The sequence below is a fragment of the Brevundimonas vesicularis genome (assembly GCF_900445985.1).
Taxonomy (GTDB): domain Bacteria; phylum Pseudomonadota; class Alphaproteobacteria; order Caulobacterales; family Caulobacteraceae; genus Brevundimonas; species Brevundimonas vesicularis_D.
Window position 1 is genome coordinate 46,882 of the sequence record NZ_UAQP01000014.1, and the last position, 19,420, is coordinate 66,301.

Sequence of the window (19,420 nt, forward strand, 5' to 3'; positions counted from 1 at the left end):
ATCCTCATTATCGAGCGGACGCCATTGAAAGCTAATTCGCTAGAAGTTGACATCCCTTAGTTCGCCTTGGAGTCAAAGCCGGACGTTCTGGAATGCCTGACCACTCGTGTTGATATGCGAAAGCGCTCGAACTCGATCTCTGGCACTCAGTCCTCCCTGTCGGCACGGTCCGGCCTTAAACAGCCCCGACTCCACATTGGCCGATCCGCGTGTCAGGGTTCGACCGGGAGGACGGAACGATGGCGACACGCAAGACCCTCATCAGAGCTCGCGCCGGCGTTCGGCTGCAGCGCATCGAGCATTTGGCTCGGCAGCAGGTGGTCCAATCGTCCTGGCGGCTTTCAACCCTACGCCAGAACCAGCCACGCTCATTTGCGGATGAGATGGAAGCGGAGGACGCCTTTGACATGGAGGTCATCGCTTCGCTGACCGATCCCGTTATCATGGACATGCAACGTCGCGGACTGATCGACTGAGATGGCGGCCAAGCTGAAGGTCTTCACCTGGTCCGACGGCTTCCATGCCTTCACTGTCGCCACCAGCTCGAGACCCAAGGCGCTGGAGGCCTGGGGCTCCAAGCAGGATCTGTTCGCAACCGGCTTAGCCAGCCAGCTTTCCGGCGGACCGGATTACGAGGCCGCCCTGGCCTCTCCCGGCGAAATGATCGAGCGCGGGCTCGCGATCGATGTCGGCAAGATCGGCAAGGCCAAACCCGCCAAATCTCGGGGACCGTCCAAGGCCAAGGCCGCCAAAATCGAAAAGCTTCAGGCGGCGCTGGCTGATCTGGATGAACGCCATCAGGCGGTGATGGCGGATTTCGAAGAACAACAGGCCGCGCTAAGCCAGGCGCGCCAGGAGGCGGAGGCGACCTATGAAACGGACCGCAAATCCTTGGCTGCCGATCTGAAAAAGGCCAAAGCCTGATGTGCAACCTCTACCGCCAGCGCTCCGGTCCCCAAGCCATACTGGACGCGGCGAACGCCATGCAGTCGACCGTCGGCAACCTCGCGCCGGGTGATGTCTATCCCGACTATCCCGCGCCGATCGTGCGCTGGGAGGGCGCAGAGCGCATACTCGCTTTGGCGCGCTGGGGCATGCCGTCGTCCAAAAAAATGATCTTCGACAATGCGACGAAGCGCGCCGACAAGTTGCGCGCCAAGGGCGGCGAGGTGGACTTCCAGAAGATCTTGGAGTTCGAACCCGACAGCGGCACGACCAACGTCCGCAACACCCGCTCCAGCCATTGGCGCCCACATCTGTCGCCGGCGTCGCGCTGCCTGGTCCCCTTCACGGCCTTCAGCGAACCGGGCCGGGACGCGGCCGGGAAATACCGACCCGTCTGGTTCAAGCTCGCGGGAGACCAGCCCGAGTCCCTAGCCTTTTTCGCCGGAATTCACCTTCAGGCCCACACAAGCGTGCGCAAGATCAAGACCGGCATGGAGACGATCGACGTCTTCGCCTTCCTGACGACCGAACCCAACGCGGAGGTCGGCGCCGTTCACCCCAAAGCCATGCCGGTGATCCTGACACAGCCCGACGAGATCGAGGCCTGGATGACGGCGCCGTGGGAGACAGCTCAGACTCTGCAGCGGCCGCTGCCCGACGGCGCATTGGCGATCCTCGATGCCTGACCCTGAAGACCCCGCGGAAAGCGAGGACCATGCGCACGCCGAACCCTATCGTCCGGAGGATTTCCATCAAACTCCAGCCTGACAACCCGACGCCTTTCCAGAGGATGTGGAGCCGTCTGAAGATCGTCCTCCTCGGCATCCTCATCACCAGCGTGCTGGCCTTCTGCGGGCGTCTTGCAGGCGTCGGCCGACGGACGACACACACGTCCCCGTCCCGCAGGTCCGTGCTCTGTTCATCCTCTTGGCTCGCGAGAAGGCCGCGACTCGCCCTAGGAGCCTCGCCATGACGACTGATGAACTGAACGACGCGCTCGACGCGCTCCAGGCTGCGGCGGCAGACGATGAGACTCTTCGGCCCGGTTTGATCGAGGTCAGCGTCGATGACTGGATTCAAAGCCTGGCCGAGATGCAGACGACAAGGCCGAAAACCATCGTGGACGGCATTCGGATTCGCGACATCACCGTCGCCGTCAGCGTCAGGGCGGACACGCGTCTGCTGAGCCGCGGTGAGGCCGGGGCCCGGGGCCAGCCCTACCGCGATCTCGCGCCCCGCGGCTGACCCGCCGCCGACGACTGCGCGCGGCCGGGCGGTTCACGGCCCGGTCAAAGGTGATCCGGTCCAAGCCGGGCGGACGCCAGAAGGTCCAGCGTCAAGGGATCGGGTGACAGACCCCAGCGTGCGAGCGCCGCGTCGAACACGGTCGGATCGGCCGCCACGGCGGCGAACAGCGTCATCGACGAGCGGAATTTGAGATTGTCGGGCGATCCGAACAGCTTATGCAATGAGGTCGCCGGCGCCGTGGTCGCGCTCTGGGCAGCGCGGATGAGACGCGCCCCTAGAACGGGATGCAGCAGATAGGCTTGCGCCTCCGCGAGCGATCCGATCCCATAGAAGGCAGCCGTCGAAGACCGTCCCAACGACCGGGCCTGGGGGAAGACGAACCACATCCAGTGGCTCGTCTTGCGACCCGCCGCGAGCTCGGCCATCGCCGTCTCGAAAACAGGATCTTGAGCCACGACGAAACGGTCGAGTGCTGTTGTCATTCGCACGTTGCACCGAGACTGGCGAACCAGCCTGCATAGGGGGTGTTTCGCGCCATGTGTCGATTGAGATCCGGCGAGCCGTCGGTCCACCACACCGGGCCCCGCTCGCCCAGTCCCACCTTGGCCTTGTCGACGCTCCGCCGTGCTGCGGCCAAAGCGTCCGTATCCTCAGCCGCTAGGGCCGTCCGCACCGCCCGGCGCGCCGACATCAGATCATGTACCAACTCGTCCCTCACCTCCGCCGACAGAGAAGGATTGGAGCACCGCCACAGCCGGCCTCGCACCATGAAATACCGGCCGTCGGGGGTCGTGGGATATCGGAGGGGCTGCCTCATCGTCGGGACAACGCACAGCAAACCGGGATGGCGCCGCCCACAGGGCGATCCACAGCGCCGTTGCGATCCACCTTGACTCTCGCACGCTCGAATAAGAACAAATGCGGAACATTCAGCCAGCGATCGGTTTCAGGAGATCATGTCCGCCGCCTCTTCCTCCTTTCAGGCGCTCCGCACGGAGATCACGCGCATCGAGGCGGGTCGACGTCGGCCCGGCGGCGTTCTGCCGTTCGGCCTGGCCGCGCTCGATCGCCGGCTGCCCGCCGGCGGCCTGGCGCTCGGCGCGCTGCATGAGGTGGCCGGCGGCGGCGACGGCGCCATCGACGGGGCCGTCGCCGCCTTGTTTGCGGCCGGTGTGGCAGCGCGCACCCAGGGGCCGGTGCTCTGGTGTGTGACCCGCCCGGACCTGTTCGCGCCGGCGCTGGAGCAGGCGGGGCTGTCCTCGAACCGGGTCATCTATGTGGAGGCCGGCGATGAGGCCGGATTGCTGGCCGCCTTCGAGGACGGCCTGCGTCACGGCGGCTTCGGCGCGGTCGTGGGCGAAGTCGCCCGCTTGTCCATGACGGCGTCGAGGCGGCTGCAGCTGGTCGCCAAGGACACGGGCTCTCTTGGTCTGGCCGTGCGACGATGGCGTCGTCAGGCCGAGGCGGCGGACTTCGGCCAGCCGACCGCCGCCGCCACCCGCTGGCGGGTCACCGCCCTGCCCTCCACCCCACTGCCCGTGCCCGGCGTCGGCCGCCCGCGCTGGTTTGTCGAACTGATCCGCTGCCGCGCCGGAGCCTGCGCGGATTTCGAACTGGAAGCCTGCGATGAGACGGGTCGTCTCGCTCTACCTCCCCACCTGGCCGACCGATCGGCTGCGACGCCGGCTTGGACCCGACGCGCCGTCGCCTGACACGCCCTTGGTCCTGGTCGGACGCCAGGGCCGCAAACGCGTGGTGCTGGCCGCCGACCTTGCCGCCCGCGCCCATCGCCTGCATCCCGGCATGGCCGCGACCCAGGCCCGGGCCCTGGTCGCCGATCTTGTCGTTCATCCCTTCGATCCGGCAGGAGACGCGGCCGCCCTGGACCAACTCGCCCTCTGGGCGCTGCGCCGCTATGCGCCGATCGTGGCCGCCGACCCGCCGGACGGCCTGGTGCTCGACGTCACCGGGGCCGGTCACCGCTATGGCGGCGATGAGGGCCTGCTCGAGGATCTGATCGCCCAGACCGCCGCTGTCGGCCTGGGCGCCCACGCCGCCCTCGCCGACACGTGGGGCGCCGCCCATGCCTTGGCCCGCAACCTCGCCGAACCGACGATCGTCGTCACGCGCGGGGGGCCTGCCATCCGTCACCTGCCCTTGCGCGCCTTGCGCCTGCCCGCCGACATGATCGATGGCCTCGGACGTCTGGGGATCGACGCCATAGGCGAACTGGAAGCCAAGCCTCGCGCCCCTTTGGCTCTGCGCTTCGGACCGGAGCTGATCCGTCGCCTGGATCAGGCCTACGGTCGCGCCCAAGAGCCGATCACTCCGATCGACGCCCCGGAACTGATCCAGGTCCGGCGGGTCGTCGCCGAGCCGATCGGCGCGCCCGAGACCCTGGCCCGCTACACGCTGAAACTGGTCGAAGCTCTGAGCGATGCACTCGAAGCTCAGGGGCTGGGCGCGTCCCGGCTCGACCTGCGGTTTGAACGGATCGACAACCGGACCGAGGCCATCCGCGTCGGTCTGGCGCGCCCCGTGCGCGATGTTGCGCGGCTCACACGCCTGCTCTGCGACAAGATCGAAACCGTCGATCCTGGCCTCGGCGTGGAGGCCATGGTTCTGGCCGCACCGGTCGTCCTGCCGCTGGACTGGTCGCCCAGCGTAGGCGATCTAGGCGGCCCGGCGACGCCGGACATCGGCGATCTTGTCGATCTGCTCGCCAATCGCCTCGGCCCGCAGAACCTGTACCGGATGGCCCCCGCGCAGAGCGAGGTGCCCGAACGCTCGATCCGCAAACTATCGCCGACCGCGCCGCCGGTGTCGGAAACATGGACGCGCCGCTGGCCGCGCCCCTCCCGCCTGCTCGCCCATCCTGAAGCCATCGAGGCCGTCGCGCTTCTGCCCGATCAGCCGCCGGTCGCCTTCAGCTGGCGCGGCGTCCGCCATCGCGTCAGGCGCGCTGACGGTCCTGAACGGATCTTCGGCGAGTGGTGGCGGCGCGACGGCGAACGCGATGCGGTGCGCGACTATTTCCAGCTGGAGGACGAGGCCGGCGCGCGTTTCTGGGTCTATCGGCGGGGCGACGGCGAACAGTCACACACCGGCGATCTCAGCTGGTGGCTGCACGGGCTTTTTGGATGACGTCCTGATGGCCTACGTCGAGCTTCAAACCACGTCGCACTTCTCCTTCCTGCGCGGTGCCAGCAGTTGCGAGCTGCTGTTCGAACAGGCGCGGCTGTGCGGGCTGGAGGCCCTGGCCATCGTCGATCGCAACTCTTTGGCCGGGATCGTGCGCGCCCATGAGGCGGCCAAGGCCTCCGGCGTACGGCTGATCGTCGGCTGCCGGCTTGATCTGATCGATGGGACGGGCGTGCTTGTCTATCCGACCGATCGGCCAGCCTATTCCCGACTGACGCGCCTGCTCTCCCTGGGCAAGCGACGCGCCGGCAAGGCCAAATGCCACCTCGACTGGTCGGACCTGAAAGACTGGTCGGAGGGCCTGATCGCCATCCTGGTTCCGGACGAGGCGGACGAGGCTTGCGCCGCCAATCTGCGAAGGCTGAAGGCGACCTTTCCTGCGGGCGCCTATCTCGCCCTGACGCTGCGGCGACGCCCAGGGGACGCATTGCGACTGCATGACCTGTCGAACCTCGCCGCCCAGGCGGGGGTGCCGACCGTCGTGACCAACGACGTCCTCTTTCACCACCCGGACCAACGCCTGTTGCAGGACGTGGTCACCTGCGTGATGCACGGCTGCACCATCGACGAACTGGGCTTCCGGCGCGAACGCCATGCGGACCGCTATCTGAAGCCGCCCCACGAAATGCACCGCCTGTTCAAGGCCTATCCCGAGGCCCTGGCCCGCTCGGTCGAGATCGCCGACCGCTGCCGGTTCTCGCTGGATGAGCTGGCCTATCAATACCCCGACGAGGTCTCGACGCCGGGCATGACGCCGCAGCAGACGCTGGAACAGCTGACCTGGGCCGGAGCCGCCGACCGCTATCCGGAAGGGCTGCCGGACAGGGTGCGCAAGACGCTTCGGCACGAACTCGATCTGATCGGCCAGCTCGACTATGCGCCCTATTTCCTGACGGTTCATTCGATCGTGCGCTTCGCCCGCAGTCAGGACATCCTGTGCCAGGGTCGTGGTTCGGCCGCCAACTCCGCCGTCTGCTATGTGCTGGGCATCACCTCGATCGATCCGGGCCGCAATGATCTGCTGTTCGAGCGCTTCGTCAGTCAGGAGCGCCGCGAGCCGCCGGATATCGATGTCGATTTCGAGCACGAGCGGCGCGAGGTCGTCATGCAGTGGATCTTCGAGACCTACGGCCGCAACCATGCGGCCCTCTGCTCCGTCGTCACCCGCTATCGCTCGCGCGGCGCCCTGCGCGACGTCGGCAAGGCGCTGGGGCTCAGCGAAGACCTGATCAAGACCCTGTCGTCCCAAGTCTGGAGCTATTCCAGCGAGGGCGTCGAGGACAAGCACGTCGCGGACCTCAACCTCAATCTGGAGGACCGGCGGCTTCGCCTGGCGCTGGAGCTGTCGCGCCAGCTGATCGGCGCCCCGCGCCACCTCAGCCAGCACCCCGGCGGCTTCGTCCTGACCCACGATCGTCTGGACGACCTGGTCCCGATCGAACCGGCGGCGATGAAGGATCGTCAGGTCATCGAATGGGACAAGGACGACATCGACGTCCTGAAGTTCATGAAGGTCGATGTGCTGGCGCTCGGCATGCTCAGCTGTATGAAGCGCGGATTCGACCTCCTGGCCGAGCACAAGGGGATCGCGCTGGACCTCGCCACCATTCCGGCCGAGGACCCCAGGACCTATGCGATGATCCGCAAGGCCGACACGCTCGGGGTCTTCCAGATCGAGAGCCGGGCCCAGATGGCCATGCTCCCGCGCATCAAGCCCCGCACCTTCTACGATCTGGTCATCGAGGTCGCCATCGTCCGCCCCGGCCCGATCCAGGGCGACATGGTTCATCCTTACTTGCGCCGTCGCGAGGGCAAGGAAGATGTCGTCTATCCCAAGCCCGAGCTGGAGAAGGTGCTGGGCAAGACCCTGGGCGTGCCCCTGTTCCAGGAACAGGCCATGCGGGTCGCGATCGAATGCGCCGGCTTCACCGCTTCGGAGGCCGACCAGCTCCGCCGGGCCATGGCGACGTTCAAATTCACCGGCGGGGTCAGCCATTTCAAGGACAAGCTGATCAGCGGGATGGTCGAGCGCGGCTATGACGCCGCCTTCGCCGAGAAGACCTTCAGCCAGCTTGAGGGCTTCGGCTCCTACGGCTTTCCAGAAAGCCATGCAGCCTCCTTCGCCCTGATCGCCTATGCCTCCTCCTGGCTCAAATGCCATCACCCGGACGTCTTCTGCGCCGCGCTGCTGAACGCCCAGCCCATGGGCTTCTATGCGCCGGCGCAGATCGTCCGGGACGCCCAGCAGCATGGCGTCGAGATCCGGCCCATCTGCGTCAACGCCAGCCGCTGGGACTGCACCCTGGAGCCGGCAGGCGAGGATGGACGCTTCGCCGTCCGCCTCGGCCTTCGCATGGTGCGCGGCCTGGTGAACGGCGATGCCGCCCGCCTCCTGGCGGCGCGGACGGACGGCGCCTTCCGCTCCGTCGATGACCTGTGGCGGCGCGCCGGCGCCCAGGTCGCCAGCCTTGTCCGCCTGGCGGAGGCGGATGCCTTCAGGCCGGATATGGATCTGGACCGTCGCGACGCGCTGTGGGCCATCAAGGGGCTACGGGACGATCCCCTCCCCCTCTTCGCCGCCGCCGACGCCCATGACCAGACGCCGGAAATCTCCGAGCCTGATCCAGGCCTCAAGCCGATGACGCCGGGACGGGAAGTGGTCGAGGACTACAGCCATATCGGCCTGACATTGCGCGACCATCCGCTGAGCTTCCTGCGCGGCGATCTGCAGGCCCGGCACGTCATGACCTGCGCCGATGGGACCGCAATGCGCGACGGTCGGCTGACGCGCGTCGCGGGCCACGTGCTGGTCCGTCAGAAGCCCGGCAGCGCCAAGGGGGTCATGTTCATCACCATCGAGGACGAGACTGGCGTGGCCAATCTGGTCATCTGGCCAAGCCTCTACGAACAGCAGCGGCGCGTCGTGCTGTCGGCGTCCATGCTCGTCGTCGACGGCAAGGTTCAGCGTGAGGGCGACGTCGTCCACATCGTCGCGACCAGACTTCACGACGGGTCCGCCCTGCTCGCTTCGGTCGGCGACCGTGGCGAGGCCTTCCCCCTGCCCCATGGACGGGGCGACGAATTCCATCGCGGCGGGTCGCCGGATGCGCGCGACGCGCCCCCTCGCGCGATCAAGGTCCGGGATATCTACATTCCCGATCTCCATCTCGATGCGATCAGGCCGAAGACGCGCGATTTTCGGTAGCGAAGACCAAACGTCCATCGCCAGCACCGGACTGGCGATGCGCCGTACAGCACGGGTTCCTCCGTAAAAAATATAAGGAACATCAACCTTGACCGTCGGAACGAACGCAGTCGGCGGTCCCTTCTGGTAGCTCACTCTGAAAGGAAAACCCATGTTCAAAGCCGCCCTCGCCGTCTCGGCGACCGCCGTCTTGCTGACAGCCTGCGGAAATAACGAACGAAGCGAAGCGCCTGTCGAGGGCCCGGCCGTTTCCTCCGCCGAAGCACCGGTGAACCCTGCCGTTGACACCCAGGAGACGTCTGAACAGACGGCCCTCACGCCCGGCGCCAACTCCTTCACCGAAGGTCAGGCCAAGGCGGCCATCGAGAAGCAAGGCTATGTCGTCTCTGGCCAGCTCACCCAGGACGAGCAAGGCATCTGGAAGGGTCAGGCCACCCGTGCGGGCGGCGACCCGATGACTGTCGGGGTCGATTACAAGGGCGTCGTGACGCCCCAGTAATCGCAGCCTGATTTCCACCTCACTCAAATAGTCCCAAGGATCCCATCATGGCTACCGTTACCCGGCTGTTCGACAGCCACACCGAAGCTCTGGACGCCGTCTCGAAGCTGGAATCCGCCGGCGTTCACCACGACAAGATCAGCATCGTTTCGAACAATGCCGACGACTGGCATTCCAAATCCCGCGATCACAAGGCCGGCCCCCTGGGCGACCGTAACGGCGACGGCGAAAACGACGTCGCCGACGGCGCTGGCAAGGGCGCGACCACCGGCGGTCTGCTCGGCGCCGGCGCGGGCGTCCTTGCGGGCCTCGGCATGCTGGCCATTCCGGGCCTCGGCCCGGTCGTCGCCGCCGGCTGGCTCGCTTCGACGGCGGTCGGCGCAGCGGTTGGCGCGGCAGCCGGCGGCGCGACGGGCGGCCTGCTCGGCGCGCTGAAGGAATCCGGTCACAGCGACGAAGAAGCGAACGTCTATTCGGAGGGCGTCCGTCGTGGCGGCACGCTCGTCAGCGTCAAGGCCGACGGCGATGAGGCGCAGCGAATCCAAGCGATCTTGGACGGCAGCCGCGGTTACGACGCCGCCACGCGCGGCGAGGCCTATCGCCAATCGGGCTGGTCCGGCTTCGATGCCGACGCCAAGCCCTACACGTCTGAGCAGATCCTCGAGGAACGCGCCCGCTATCGATAGGCCGGTTCTGCGGCTGAGCAAAATGGGATGAGTCAGAACGGCCCGGCGTCATCGACGCCGGGCCGTTTTCCGATCTCGCCATTGGGTCGGCAGCTGCCTTTGAGAGCAAATGTAGGAGATGCGCCAGTAGCGGACATTGGCGGCTCGCCGGGAACGCGACATTCAAGCTCGCAGCAGGTCCGGTTACTGACTCTTCTCTAAGGTCTGCTCTCGACCCAAAGCAGACCGTTCAACGGGGTGGTTCAGGATTCTCCGACGTCCAGTTCCACCCCGTTTCTGTGGCGACGCGATCTTCGAAGTCGCACGAGGCGGTCACTGTGAATCCGGCCGCCCTAAGGTTTCCGATCACGGCACAAATTCCTGCTTGAAACGTCTCGAGTACCTGGGGAGAGCTCTCCTCGGCATTAATCTCGGCAGTCCATGGCGACGCCTCGATTGGATCGTATGATCTGGAGCTTAGGTGGTGTGGACAAAGTGCCTGACCCACAGGCGGATTGAAGCGACGAGGACGAAACCGAGGAAGCTGTCGGCGGTCTTGTCGTATCGGGTCGCCAGTCGGCGGCTGTGTTTGAGCCTTGAGAAGCAGCGCTCAACGAGGTTCCTCAGGGCGTAGATATGACCGTCGATGACGGGCTGAACCTTGCGGTTCCGCCTTGCGGGAATGACGGCGACGACATCCCTGGCGTCAAGGTCGGCCAGGATGAAGTCGGCGTCGTATCCCTTGTCGGCGAGCAGCACGCGAGGCTGTGGGCCGGGTTCGTCCATGACCGGCGCATAGCCCTTCACATCGGAGACCTGACCGCCGCTCAGCGTGACCGCAACAGGGAGGCCCAAAGCGTTGCTGCGGAGATGGATCTTGGTCGAGAAGCCACCGCGAGAGCGGCCAAGACCCTGGTCCTCATCCCCTTTTTTAGCGCGCCGGCGGCGTGCTGATGGGCGCGGATGATGGTGGAATCGATCATCTGGACGCTGCCATGCCCTGCGCCGGCCTCGTTCAGCGCCTCCAGCATCACCTCCCAGGTCCCCGCCAGCGTCCAGCGCCGGAACTGCCGATAGACCGAGTTCCACTCGCCGAAATGGCTGTGCAGGTCACGCCAGGCCGTGCCTGTCCGAGCGATCCAGAACACTCCGTCCAGCACCCGTCGGTGATCACGAGGACGCCGCCCCCGTCTCGGCCCCTTCTCGACAACGAACGGCTCGAAGAACGCCCATTCCTCGTCCGACATCAAACCACGAACCAACGCCACTCTCCGCAAAGAGCAGCCTTGAATCAGTCATCTGGTGATTTGGGAATCCACTTTGTCCACACTACCTAGGCCAGCGGGATCATAGCCATGGTTCTTGAAGACAGGTGACGACACTCGCAGATGATCAAACCAGGATGACGTTAGCGCATCCAGCAGCGTCTGAACGGCTTCACGATCCGCTTTCGTGTCAATGTAGAGCCTGCAATAGGGGGTGTCGGCATCCGGCGGGGTCATGGCGCCCACCATAGATGGCTCATGCCTGCTATGCATCCATGGTCCGCTTTCCGTTGCGGACATTAGCCTGAAGCGATGTCGCTCGTTAGTTTAGGCCCAGGACCCCAGCAGGCAGTGAGTTGTTGATTCCATCGACGCTGAAGAAGTCAGCGAACCGCCATCCCGACGCGCCGGGCGACTCCTTAAGACACGACACAAGCTCGGCCGTTATGTCCTTGTCGGCGTAGATGCTGTACGTGCACGAGTCGTGGTACGGCGCAGGGCCGCCGATTGCGAACCAGTTCTCGGGCTCGACATAGAGCCGCAGCGAGCCCTTTTGCCGAAGAAACAAGGCTCCAGTTCGCGGCGCGTCGCTTTCGTCTTCAGGAGTGAATGCGTCCATCTCAGATAGGTATTCGGCCAGCGAGATCATTGCAGAACGACCACGGACATCGCGGCATACTGAAACTTCGCCGCCTCCTTCGAAGTCACGCACAAAGGCCACGATGGCCCGCCACAGCGCTGCGTCGTGAAACATATCGTCCATGCCGCTGACGAAGCTGTGCTGTATCACCGCTGTGCGGAAAGTCAGTGCCGCGTCTGCGGCTGCTTTCGGAAGGCGACGGCGAGGCCCCGGGAGACCAGCAAGCCAGCGCCAGAAGTTGGGACGCCCCAAGCGCCACTCCATCCCCTTGAGGACCGTGATGTCGGTTTTCCGCTCGACTTTCATTGGATGCTCGTTGAGCCATTTATCCGCCAAGCGACCCCTGAGGTGACACACAATCCGCCAACAAAACCTTCTTGGTTCAATGTTGAAAACCCGACGGGGCCGCATTCAAGCGCTTGCCGGAGCCTGGCTGAAATCCTCACAGCGGAAGAGGATCACCATTCAATCGTCGGACCTCCAGATCGCCTGCAGGCTTGCTGATCAAGACGATGATCTCGGCGAACGATCGGGCTTGATCGTCATCCCTCGCGAAAATCACTTCCCGTTCCTCATGGCCTTCATTGCGCAAGATGAAGACGTAAGGCGTAAGCGTGTTGCGCCCAGCGGCGGTGCGAGACGAGCGCGACATGGAGGGCTTCGGTCAATCCGGCTGGACGAAGCCGGCCTTGAAATACGCTAGCGCGCTTTCAGCACCCGGACCGGCGGGAAGCCGTCCCATGCAAAGGCCGTCGACCTCGTCGTCGGCGTCAAAGCGACCAGCCGAGATTTCCCCTGTTCTAGCCCCGAAGGTGTCGCCGTTCGCGAGATGGTATTGAATGCCGCTAACGGATGCTTCGCGCGTGGCGCAGTCAATGTCGAGGGCGCCAAGGCCGTATATCGGCAGTTGTCGCTCCGGCAGCATGGCGAGAACGAGATCCACCGACAACTTGTCGCCATCGCGACGCATCCCCAGCGCATCGACTGCGATTGCTATGCCATCCTTTCGGGCAAGTTCACGCCAGTCTCCGGCATCGGCTTCGGCGGCGAACAGGCCCAGGATGATCGCTATGCCCGAGAACATCGGCAGTCGCATGGTGATAGACATTTCAACCGTTCCATTGGTCCACGGCGACCAGATTGCCTCAGTCAGCCCGACCGCTCCTCGCGATAAACCGAAGACCGCTCGACCCTTGGGAATGAATTGAACGAGAGTTGACGACCTGTCGTCTGACGAATGCCGTCAGACGGGATCGCCCGCTGCAGCGTCGTCGTCGAAGAAGTCGAAGTATCGTCCCTCGATCTCGCCCCAGGTTTTCTGCCCTGAGGGTTCACTCGCTACGCCGCGCCATAGGCCGGTCTGGTAAGCGGACGGTATGAGGTCGCTGCAGACATCGACGCCCTGGCTCTCCAGCGCGTCTAACCATTGGTCTCGTTGCGACGGCGGCAATCGCACGCCACACCAAGGACAGAAGAAGAGCTGCTGTTTGGCGTCGCCGGCCTGTACCCAGTAGACGTCGAATCGTACGTCGTAACGGATGGAGCCCCAGTTAATTTGGGGGTGCCGGGCCACATGGTCAGGAGTCGTTACGGGAGAGTTCGCCGGCTCCGCCGCACCGTCTTCTGATCCGCTCACAGCAACGTCACGCAACGATCGCCACGCCAGCGGGCCTGGTCCAGTTCGCTGGGGTCGTCATAGCGTTCGGCGAAGGCCACGCGTCTGTCGGCCTCGTCGGCGTCGGACAGGGGTGGAGACGCCTGCGCGTATCGGGCCTTCACGTCTTCAAGAAGCCCACGCAAAGACCTTGTCATATCCTGGCGCCCCGCGCCGCTGGATGCGATCTCGCGGGTCAGCACGACTTCGCATTCGAGCCAGGTCTCGGCGGTCGGCGCGATAACGGGCGACCAGGCCACATCGCCCTGATCCTCAAGCGCGCCCGCCGCAGCGTTCCAGGTGAAGAACCGCGTCGGGCATCCAGGCTGGGTCTGGCACAAAACCTCATCACGCAGTCCAAATCGCGCCGGTCCGCCTTCGCGCAGTTCGACGACATAGGCCGGTTGTTCGACCGTCAGCGCGGTTCGCCAGCCGCTGTTGAGGCTGGCGATGACCGTGACGCCCATCGCCGGCATAGGGACGGCGTCGTCTGTCGCAGAGTGACATCCGATGTATCTCGAGCCGATAATCCAGTCCCGCCTGCCGTCGCCGTTCAGATCGGGGCTGCTGACGGCCGGATATTCTCCGCGGTCGATCAGTCCACCGGCGGCGTGGCAGACGGCTTCGCGCCGATCGATTTCGGTCTGGACCTCGGCGGGATATGGTTCGGGTTCGACGGGTTGAAACAGAGGTCCCACGAGATAGCCCACCCCTTCGCGATTGACGGCTTCTTCGAGACGGCCCGTCGCCTCATTCCACACGAACCGGCGCAGACACGGCTCGGAGCCGGTGGCGTCGCAGTTGGCCCCGTGGATGTCGATATCGAGTATCGCCGGCGCGCCGGGCGTGATCCGCCAGTCCAGCACGGCTTCGCTGAAGACGAGGACATGGCCGCCCTCTCGCGCGACCCACAGTTCGTGGGTGCATCCACCCGTGCCGCACCAACCGAAGTCGCCGGTCTTCTCATAGTCCATCACCCAATCGTCGCCCGATGGGCTGATCGAGACCTGCGACGCGAGGCTCTCCGGCGTGATCGCGGGCCGGGACCCATCGTCCATAGCGTCCAGCGAGCGTTGAACCGCCTCGGACACATCCCGCGGCAAGGTTGCGCCTGCGGTCGTGAAGAGGGCGACCGCCAGAGCCGCCGCAACCCGCCCTGCCCCCGTGAGATGGCTCGCGATCGACACGACTATTTCCCCCGCCCGGACGCGTTCGCGACCTCGGCGACGCCTTCGGTCGGGGCGCGCCCGATCACATAGTTGCCGGCCCGCACCGCGTTCATCGCCTCGACGGCTTCGGCATCGCCGGCCTCCGCGGCGCGGTTCCACCAATAGATGGCGTCCTCTTCACGCTCGGGCACGCCGAGGCCTTCGTTATAGAGGTCGCCTAACAGCGATTGTGATTTGGCGTCGCCCCTGACGGCGGCCCGGCGAACGATGGCCGCGCCGGCGGCCGCGTCCTTCGGATAGCCCTTTCCCTGAACCAGGCTGAGGCCGTAGTTGCGCATGGAATCGGCGTCGCCGCCCTCGGCGCCGAGCTTCAGGAGCCGATAGCCTTCGGTCTCCGAGCCACCGCCTCTGCCGGTCAGATACAGGCCAGCCAGCAGCCCCTGGGAGCCTGGCTCGTTCTGCGCGGCGGCGGCGGTAAGATAATGCACCGCCTGGCTGTCGTCCTGCGCAACGGCGTAGCCCATGGCATAGAGGCTGCCGAGCAAAGCCTGGGCGGTCATTTCACCGGCGTCGGCGGCGGTCTTCAGCAGAGGCAAGGCCGCCTCGGGCTTTTCGGACAAGATGCTGAAGGCGTACTGCGCCTGACCGAAACTGTTGCCGGCGTCCGAAGCCGCCTTCAACCAACGCTGGCCTTCCGCCGCATCGACCTCGCCGCCGATGCCCTGGCGCAGGAAGAAGCCGTAGTTGGCCTGGCTCTGCGCATGGCCCGCGCGCGCCGCCTGTCCAAACAGGCGCCGCGCGGCCGCGTCGTCGCGCGGGACGCCTTCGAAACCGGTATAGTAGATGCGCGCCAGGTTATAGGCCGCGCCGCCGTCTCCGTTGCGGGCGGCGTCGTCAAGCCGGGCCAGCATCTGCGGCGTGCTTTCCTGGACCCAGAACGTCAGGGTGTAACTGTCGACGACGCTCTGTGGGCCGGTATTGGCCGAGCCGCCGCCGTTCGCCCATCCCGGCGTGCTGGATGAGGCGCCGCCGCTGCCGGCGGCCATTCCCGAATTGGCGCCTTGTCGCGACGCATTTGCCGCGTTCTGCTGTTGCACCAGGCTGCGATCCGCGCTGGCCTGATCGGCCCTCGCCGCTTCCTGACGCATCGACGCCATCTGCCGCTGTCGGTTCGCCTCGTCCGTTTGCGGATCCGCCGCCGCCGCGCCGACACCGAGCGCCAGAGCCATTCCCAAAGCCAACCCGATCCGCATCGCCTTCATTTCCCATCTCTCCAAGGTTGGAGACAGGATGGACGGATGGACGAACGGCGTCGTCTGACGAATGCCGTCAGCGTCCGGGAAGACGAACGGCGCCGTCGCCCAGCACGCTGAACGCCGCCCATTGGGTGGGGTGGGCGAAACTGGGATCGGATCGGTCGTTCATCATTTCCAGCGAGGCGCGCTGCAGGGCGTCGGCGACCGCTGCACGATGTCTTTGCGCCAAGGTCACGGTGCGGACCGACAGACGCTCGGCGACATCGTCCCGGATCCGCCAGTTGGAAACCAGCAGCGACCGCGCGCCCGCATAGAAGAAGGCGCGCGACAGACTGTTCACACCCAGGGCCTGGGGGTCGTCCTGGGCGGTGTCGCACGCGCTGAGGATGACCAGATCGGCCTTCAACTGCAGCTGAGCCGCCTCGCTGGCGGTCAGGACGCCGTCGTCATCGCCCTGGGGCTGCGCGGGCGGCGTGAACACCAGAGCCGGTTCCAAGCTCGGGTCGTCGGCGTCCTTCCTGGGCAAGGCGTGCATGGCGAAGGCCACGACGGAGACGTTCGAAAGCGGCGCGGACTTCACGGCCGCTTCGGTGGCTTCCGCGCCCAGCTTCAGGCTGCGACCCCCGCTGCGCATGGCGCGCGACAGGGCGCGAAGCTCCCGCCCCGCGCTAGGCAAGGGAGCCAGCGCCTTGGCCGTCGATCCGGCGGGATAGGCGTCAGTCTCCGCATCGCCGAACCCCGCGAAGCCGCGACTGTCGCCGGTGTCGGTGCGCTGCACGGCCCTCAGGCTGGTGACCGTTGGCAACCGGGCGAAGGCGTAGCGGCGCTGCAGCCAGGCGGTCGCGCGAAGCGCTGAAGGGTCGCTATCGTCGCCGGCTGGAAGGGCGGTGACCAGCACGCCGGGCGGAACGGCCCGTAGCGGCCCATCCACGACCAGATAGAGCGTGTGGACTTGGGACAGGCTTTCGACCACCGGCGCCCAGAGCGCTTGGTAAAGCCGGTAAGCGGCCGCGCGATCAAACCCTGCGCCAGAGCGGACAGGGCGCGCGGCATCCACCGCGCCCCGGCCGCCGACGCCGGACAAACCCGCCTGCAGGCGCGCAGCCTCGTTCGCGACCTCATCAGCGGTCAGGTCCGAGCGGCGCCAGACGGCGCTGTCCGCCGTCACGGCCCAGACATAGGTCGCGCGATCGGTCGGCAGAATGACGACCAATCCTTCGCCCGGCTTCAGCAGCGTCTGGACCTCGGCGATGGACAGGGGCGTCGGATCCGTCAGGTCGTCAAAGGCCGGATAGACGCGGTCCAGACGGTCGCGCGACGCCTGCGCCGCCTCGGTCGCCCGGTCGAGATCAGCGGCGACGCCACGGGCGCGTTCCGCCGCCGACGCACCCTGCGCGCGCAAGGTCGCCAGGACCGTCTCGAGCGCGCGACGCGTCTGTTCCGCCGCGCGGTGCGCTTCGAAGGCTTCCCTCAGACCCGGATCGTTCGCCGCGATACGGGCGGCGCCGTCGGCCAGCGCCAGCCCCGCGCCCGGCGCGGTGGCCAGTTGCGCGTCTTCGAAGGCGACCTCCAGCGGGGATCGGTCCTGTGAAATGGCGGAACACGCCCACGCGAGGCCGAACAAGGCGGCCAAAACCAGTCGTTTCACGATTGTCCCTCGTTGCCGACGCCGATCATGCTTGACATTACAGCGTGTGGCGAGCGCCATTATCGCAATGGCCACGGGATCGGCGCGATGTTTCAATTGATCAGCCTGTTGCTCTTCGCCCCCCAGTCGGCGCCGGCTGCGGCGACCGAGCCGCGCGACGCGATCCTCGCCGACATTCAGGCCGCGACCGTGGCGCGCGAAAGCGGCCGGCTGGACGATGCTTTCGTGGCGGTTGACCGCGCCATTGCGGCGACACGCGCGATCCGGCCCGCCGATCCGATCCTGCTGTCCGACGCTCTGGTCGCCCGCTGCGATGCGAGGTCCAACCAGGCCGAGCCCGACATTTCCGACTGTCACGAAGCGCTCGCGCTGCGCGAGGCGGCTCTGGATGCGAACGACCCCAGACTGCACAATCTGCGCATACAGATCGCCGTCAACACCATCATGACGGGCAAGCCCATCGAGGCCCAAGCGGTCATCGAAACGGCTTTGGCGGGTCTTCGCCAATCGCCCGATACGCCGGCGATGCGCACGGACGTCGGCATGGGGATCGCCGTTCTGGGCATGGCGCAGCAGGCGCAGGATCGACGTCGCGACGCTGAAGCGAGCTATCGGTCGGCTATCACGACGCTAGCCTCGGCCGACGAGACCGGACAGCGTTACCGCCCGCTGGTCTATAACTACCTCAACATCCTCCTGCTGAATGAAGGGCGGCTGATTGAGGCGCTTGAAGAGGCCGAGACCTCTGTGGACATCCAGCGCGCATCGGCGCCCGCAGGGGATCCAACCCTGATCGGCGCGCTGAGAGCCTTGGCGGCGGCCCAGCAGCGCACCGGGCGGTTGGCAGACGCTGAACGCTCCCTGCGTGAGCAACTGGCGCTGCTCGACGCGCAGCAGTCGCCCCAGCCCTCGCTCAGGGGCAATGCGCTGGCGGGTTTGGGGTCGCTCTACATCGACATGGGCCGCCCCGAACTGGCCAGGCCGTTGCTGGAGCAGGCGGTTGAAACCTATGCGCAGGGGGGCGCCGCCGGGCGTCGCACCGCCACCACCGCCCAAGGGATGCTGGCCGACCTCGACGTTCAGGCGGGGCGGCCGGCTGCGGCGGTCGGCCGTCTCGAAGGCGCCCTCGACGATCTGGGGCTTGAGGTTTCCGGTCAGCAAGGTCGTGCGGCGCTGCTGGCCCAACTGGCCAAGGCGCGCGAAGACAATGGCGACGAAGCCCTCGCCGTGCAGCGCGCGCAGGAGGCGCTGGACATCTATGCCCGGATCGCGCCTCAGGCCCCGGCGATTTCGGGGCCGCTGCTGATCCAGGCGCGTGCGGATGTGCGTGAGGGGCGGCTCGATCAGGCACGCACCAAACTCGACACCGCCGTCGCTGTCGCGCAGGCTCGTCCCCCTTCGGCGCCGACGCGGATCGCGGCGGAGACCGCACGGGTCGATCTGGCTTTGGCGCAGGCAGGTCCGCTGGATGCGGATTTGTCGGCGATGGCGACCGATGCGGGAAACGGAGCGCGCGCTCTGATCCTGGCCTCTGCGCGGGCTGGCGTTCCGAGCCAAGGCCTTTCCGCCATCACGCGGCAGGCCTTCGTCAATCGGATCGAGATGGCGTGGCGACAGGACGCCGCCACGCCCTAAGACCTCAACGGTAGCGGTATTCGCTGATGCTGCAGACGTTGATGCGTTCGCGGACCAGCACGTCGCCATCGGCGAAAACGGCCTTGAAGTCGAAATAGCATTCGCCGGTGCCGTCATCGATGTTGATGCGCACCGAGCGACCGGGGCGCAGCACGTCGTTGCCCAAGATGTCTTCTTCCCAATCGTCGGCGTCCACGCTGGAGGCGTAGAACTGCGTCATGGTCACACGCGTATCGTTGATGATGCGGACGCGGCGATCGGCGCCCGCGCCCGCCGAGGCCGGCGCGGCGACGCCCAGGGTCAGGGTCGCCATCGCGGCGGTCAGGCCGATGGCGCGGATAAAGGTCTTACGATTGATCATGACGATTCCTCTCCACGGACGTCGACGCG

General features: G+C 66.1%; 20 protein-coding genes and 1 pseudogene. 10 read left to right on the forward strand and 11 right to left on the reverse strand.

From position 1 onward, the window contains the following. The first annotated feature begins 239 nt into the window (after positions 1-239). The 4 genes from DT343_RS09285 (at position 240) to DT343_RS09300 (ending at position 2,190) form a co-directional block, all read left to right on the forward strand. Positions 240-476: a hypothetical protein gene (locus tag DT343_RS09285; protein ID WP_112862673.1), complete on the forward strand. Its 237-nt coding sequence runs from the start codon at positions 240-242 to the stop codon at positions 474-476. 1 nt (position 477) lies between these two features. After that, positions 478-924 (forward strand): non-reducing end alpha-L-arabinofuranosidase family hydrolase, encoded by a 447-nt coding sequence (locus DT343_RS09290; protein WP_112862674.1) that lies wholly within the window; start codon positions 478-480, stop codon positions 922-924. Then, on the forward strand, positions 924-1,631 hold the full coding sequence (locus DT343_RS09295; protein ID WP_112862675.1) for an SOS response-associated peptidase: 708 nt from the start codon (positions 924-926) through the stop codon (positions 1,629-1,631). The genes DT343_RS09290 and DT343_RS09295 overlap by 1 nt, the downstream gene beginning before the upstream one ends. A 283-nt stretch (positions 1,632-1,914) precedes the next feature. Next, positions 1,915-2,190: a hypothetical protein gene (locus tag DT343_RS09300; protein ID WP_112862676.1), complete on the forward strand. Its 276-nt coding sequence runs from the start codon at positions 1,915-1,917 to the stop codon at positions 2,188-2,190. Positions 2,191-2,234: 44 nt separating this feature from the next. On the opposite strand, the gene DT343_RS09305 is transcribed toward DT343_RS09300, so the two are convergent. Both DT343_RS09305 and DT343_RS09310 read right to left on the reverse strand, forming a co-directional pair. Then, a complete protein-coding gene (locus DT343_RS09305) occupies positions 2,235-2,675 on the reverse strand; it encodes a DUF1810 domain-containing protein (protein WP_112862677.1) in 441 nt (146 codons plus the stop codon). Further along, a complete protein-coding gene (locus tag DT343_RS09310) occupies positions 2,672-3,010 on the reverse strand; it encodes a hypothetical protein (protein ID WP_112862678.1) in 339 nt (112 codons plus the stop codon). The genes DT343_RS09305 and DT343_RS09310 overlap by 4 nt, the downstream gene beginning before the upstream one ends. Before the next feature lie 139 nt (positions 3,011-3,149). Here DT343_RS09310 and DT343_RS09315 point away from each other — a divergent pair, with 139 nt between their 5' ends. The 5 genes from DT343_RS09315 to DT343_RS09335 all read left to right on the forward strand — a co-directional run bounded on the left by DT343_RS09315 (position 3,150) and on the right by DT343_RS09335 (position 9,784). Then, entirely contained in the window at positions 3,150-3,905 is a 756-nt protein-coding gene (locus DT343_RS09315; protein WP_112862679.1) for an ImuA family protein, read from the forward strand. Then, positions 3,820-5,337 (forward strand): DUF6504 family protein, encoded by a 1,518-nt coding sequence (locus DT343_RS09320; RefSeq protein ID WP_112862680.1) that lies wholly within the window; start codon positions 3,820-3,822, stop codon positions 5,335-5,337. The genes DT343_RS09315 and DT343_RS09320 overlap by 86 nt, the downstream gene beginning before the upstream one ends. A gap of 7 nt (positions 5,338-5,344) precedes the next feature. After that, positions 5,345-8,599, forward strand: coding sequence for an error-prone DNA polymerase (locus DT343_RS09325; protein ID WP_112862681.1), 3,255 nt, complete (start codon positions 5,345-5,347; stop codon positions 8,597-8,599). Between the two features lie 151 nt (positions 8,600-8,750). Further along, a complete protein-coding gene (locus DT343_RS09330) occupies positions 8,751-9,098 on the forward strand; it encodes a hypothetical protein (RefSeq protein WP_112862682.1) in 348 nt (115 codons plus the stop codon). 47 nt (positions 9,099-9,145) lie between these two features. After that, positions 9,146-9,784 carry a hypothetical protein gene (locus DT343_RS09335; RefSeq protein WP_112862683.1) on the forward strand — a complete coding sequence of 213 codons (639 nt, stop codon included), beginning with the start codon at positions 9,146-9,148 and terminating at the stop codon, positions 9,782-9,784. Between the two features lie 456 nt (positions 9,785-10,240). Here DT343_RS09335 and DT343_RS09340 read toward each other — a convergent pair. From DT343_RS09340 to DT343_RS09375, 8 genes and pseudogenes are all read right to left on the reverse strand, one after another. Further along, positions 10,241-11,010, reverse strand: a pseudogene (locus DT343_RS09340) (IS5 family transposase). Between the two features lie 340 nt (positions 11,011-11,350). Further along, entirely contained in the window at positions 11,351-11,974 is a 624-nt protein-coding gene (locus DT343_RS09345; protein WP_112862685.1) for a hypothetical protein, read from the reverse strand. Between the two features lie 136 nt (positions 11,975-12,110). Next, positions 12,111-12,320: a hypothetical protein gene (locus DT343_RS09350; protein ID WP_112862686.1), complete on the reverse strand. Its 210-nt coding sequence runs from the start codon at positions 12,318-12,320 to the stop codon at positions 12,111-12,113. Between the two features lie 12 nt (positions 12,321-12,332). After that, complete coding sequence (locus DT343_RS09355) at positions 12,333-12,776, reverse strand: hypothetical protein (protein WP_112862687.1); 444 nt, start codon at positions 12,774-12,776, stop codon at positions 12,333-12,335. 135 nt (positions 12,777-12,911) lie between these two features. Further along, a complete protein-coding gene (locus tag DT343_RS09360; protein ID WP_112862688.1) occupies positions 12,912-13,241 on the reverse strand; it encodes a DUF6980 family protein in 330 nt (109 codons plus the stop codon). A gap of 59 nt (positions 13,242-13,300) precedes the next feature. After that, a complete protein-coding gene (locus DT343_RS09365; RefSeq protein WP_112862689.1) occupies positions 13,301-14,509 on the reverse strand; it encodes a hypothetical protein in 1,209 nt (402 codons plus the stop codon). A 2-nt stretch (positions 14,510-14,511) separates the two neighbouring features. Further along, positions 14,512-15,753: an SEL1-like repeat protein gene (locus DT343_RS09370; protein WP_112862690.1), complete on the reverse strand. Its 1,242-nt coding sequence runs from the start codon at positions 15,751-15,753 to the stop codon at positions 14,512-14,514. A gap of 67 nt (positions 15,754-15,820) precedes the next feature. Continuing rightward, positions 15,821-17,395, reverse strand: a complete 1,575-nt coding sequence (locus tag DT343_RS09375) for a CHAT domain-containing protein (protein ID WP_181669167.1) — start codon at positions 17,393-17,395, stop codon at positions 15,821-15,823. An 87-nt stretch (positions 17,396-17,482) separates the two neighbouring features. Here DT343_RS09375 and DT343_RS09380 point away from each other — a divergent pair, with 87 nt between their 5' ends. Then, positions 17,483-19,030: a tetratricopeptide repeat protein gene (locus tag DT343_RS09380; protein WP_112862692.1), complete on the forward strand. Its 1,548-nt coding sequence runs from the start codon at positions 17,483-17,485 to the stop codon at positions 19,028-19,030. 4 nt (positions 19,031-19,034) lie between these two features. On the opposite strand, the gene DT343_RS09385 is transcribed toward DT343_RS09380, so the two are convergent. Next, entirely contained in the window at positions 19,035-19,391 is a 357-nt protein-coding gene (locus DT343_RS09385; RefSeq protein WP_220116659.1) for a hypothetical protein, read from the reverse strand. Between the last annotated feature and the right edge of the window lie 29 nt (positions 19,392-19,420).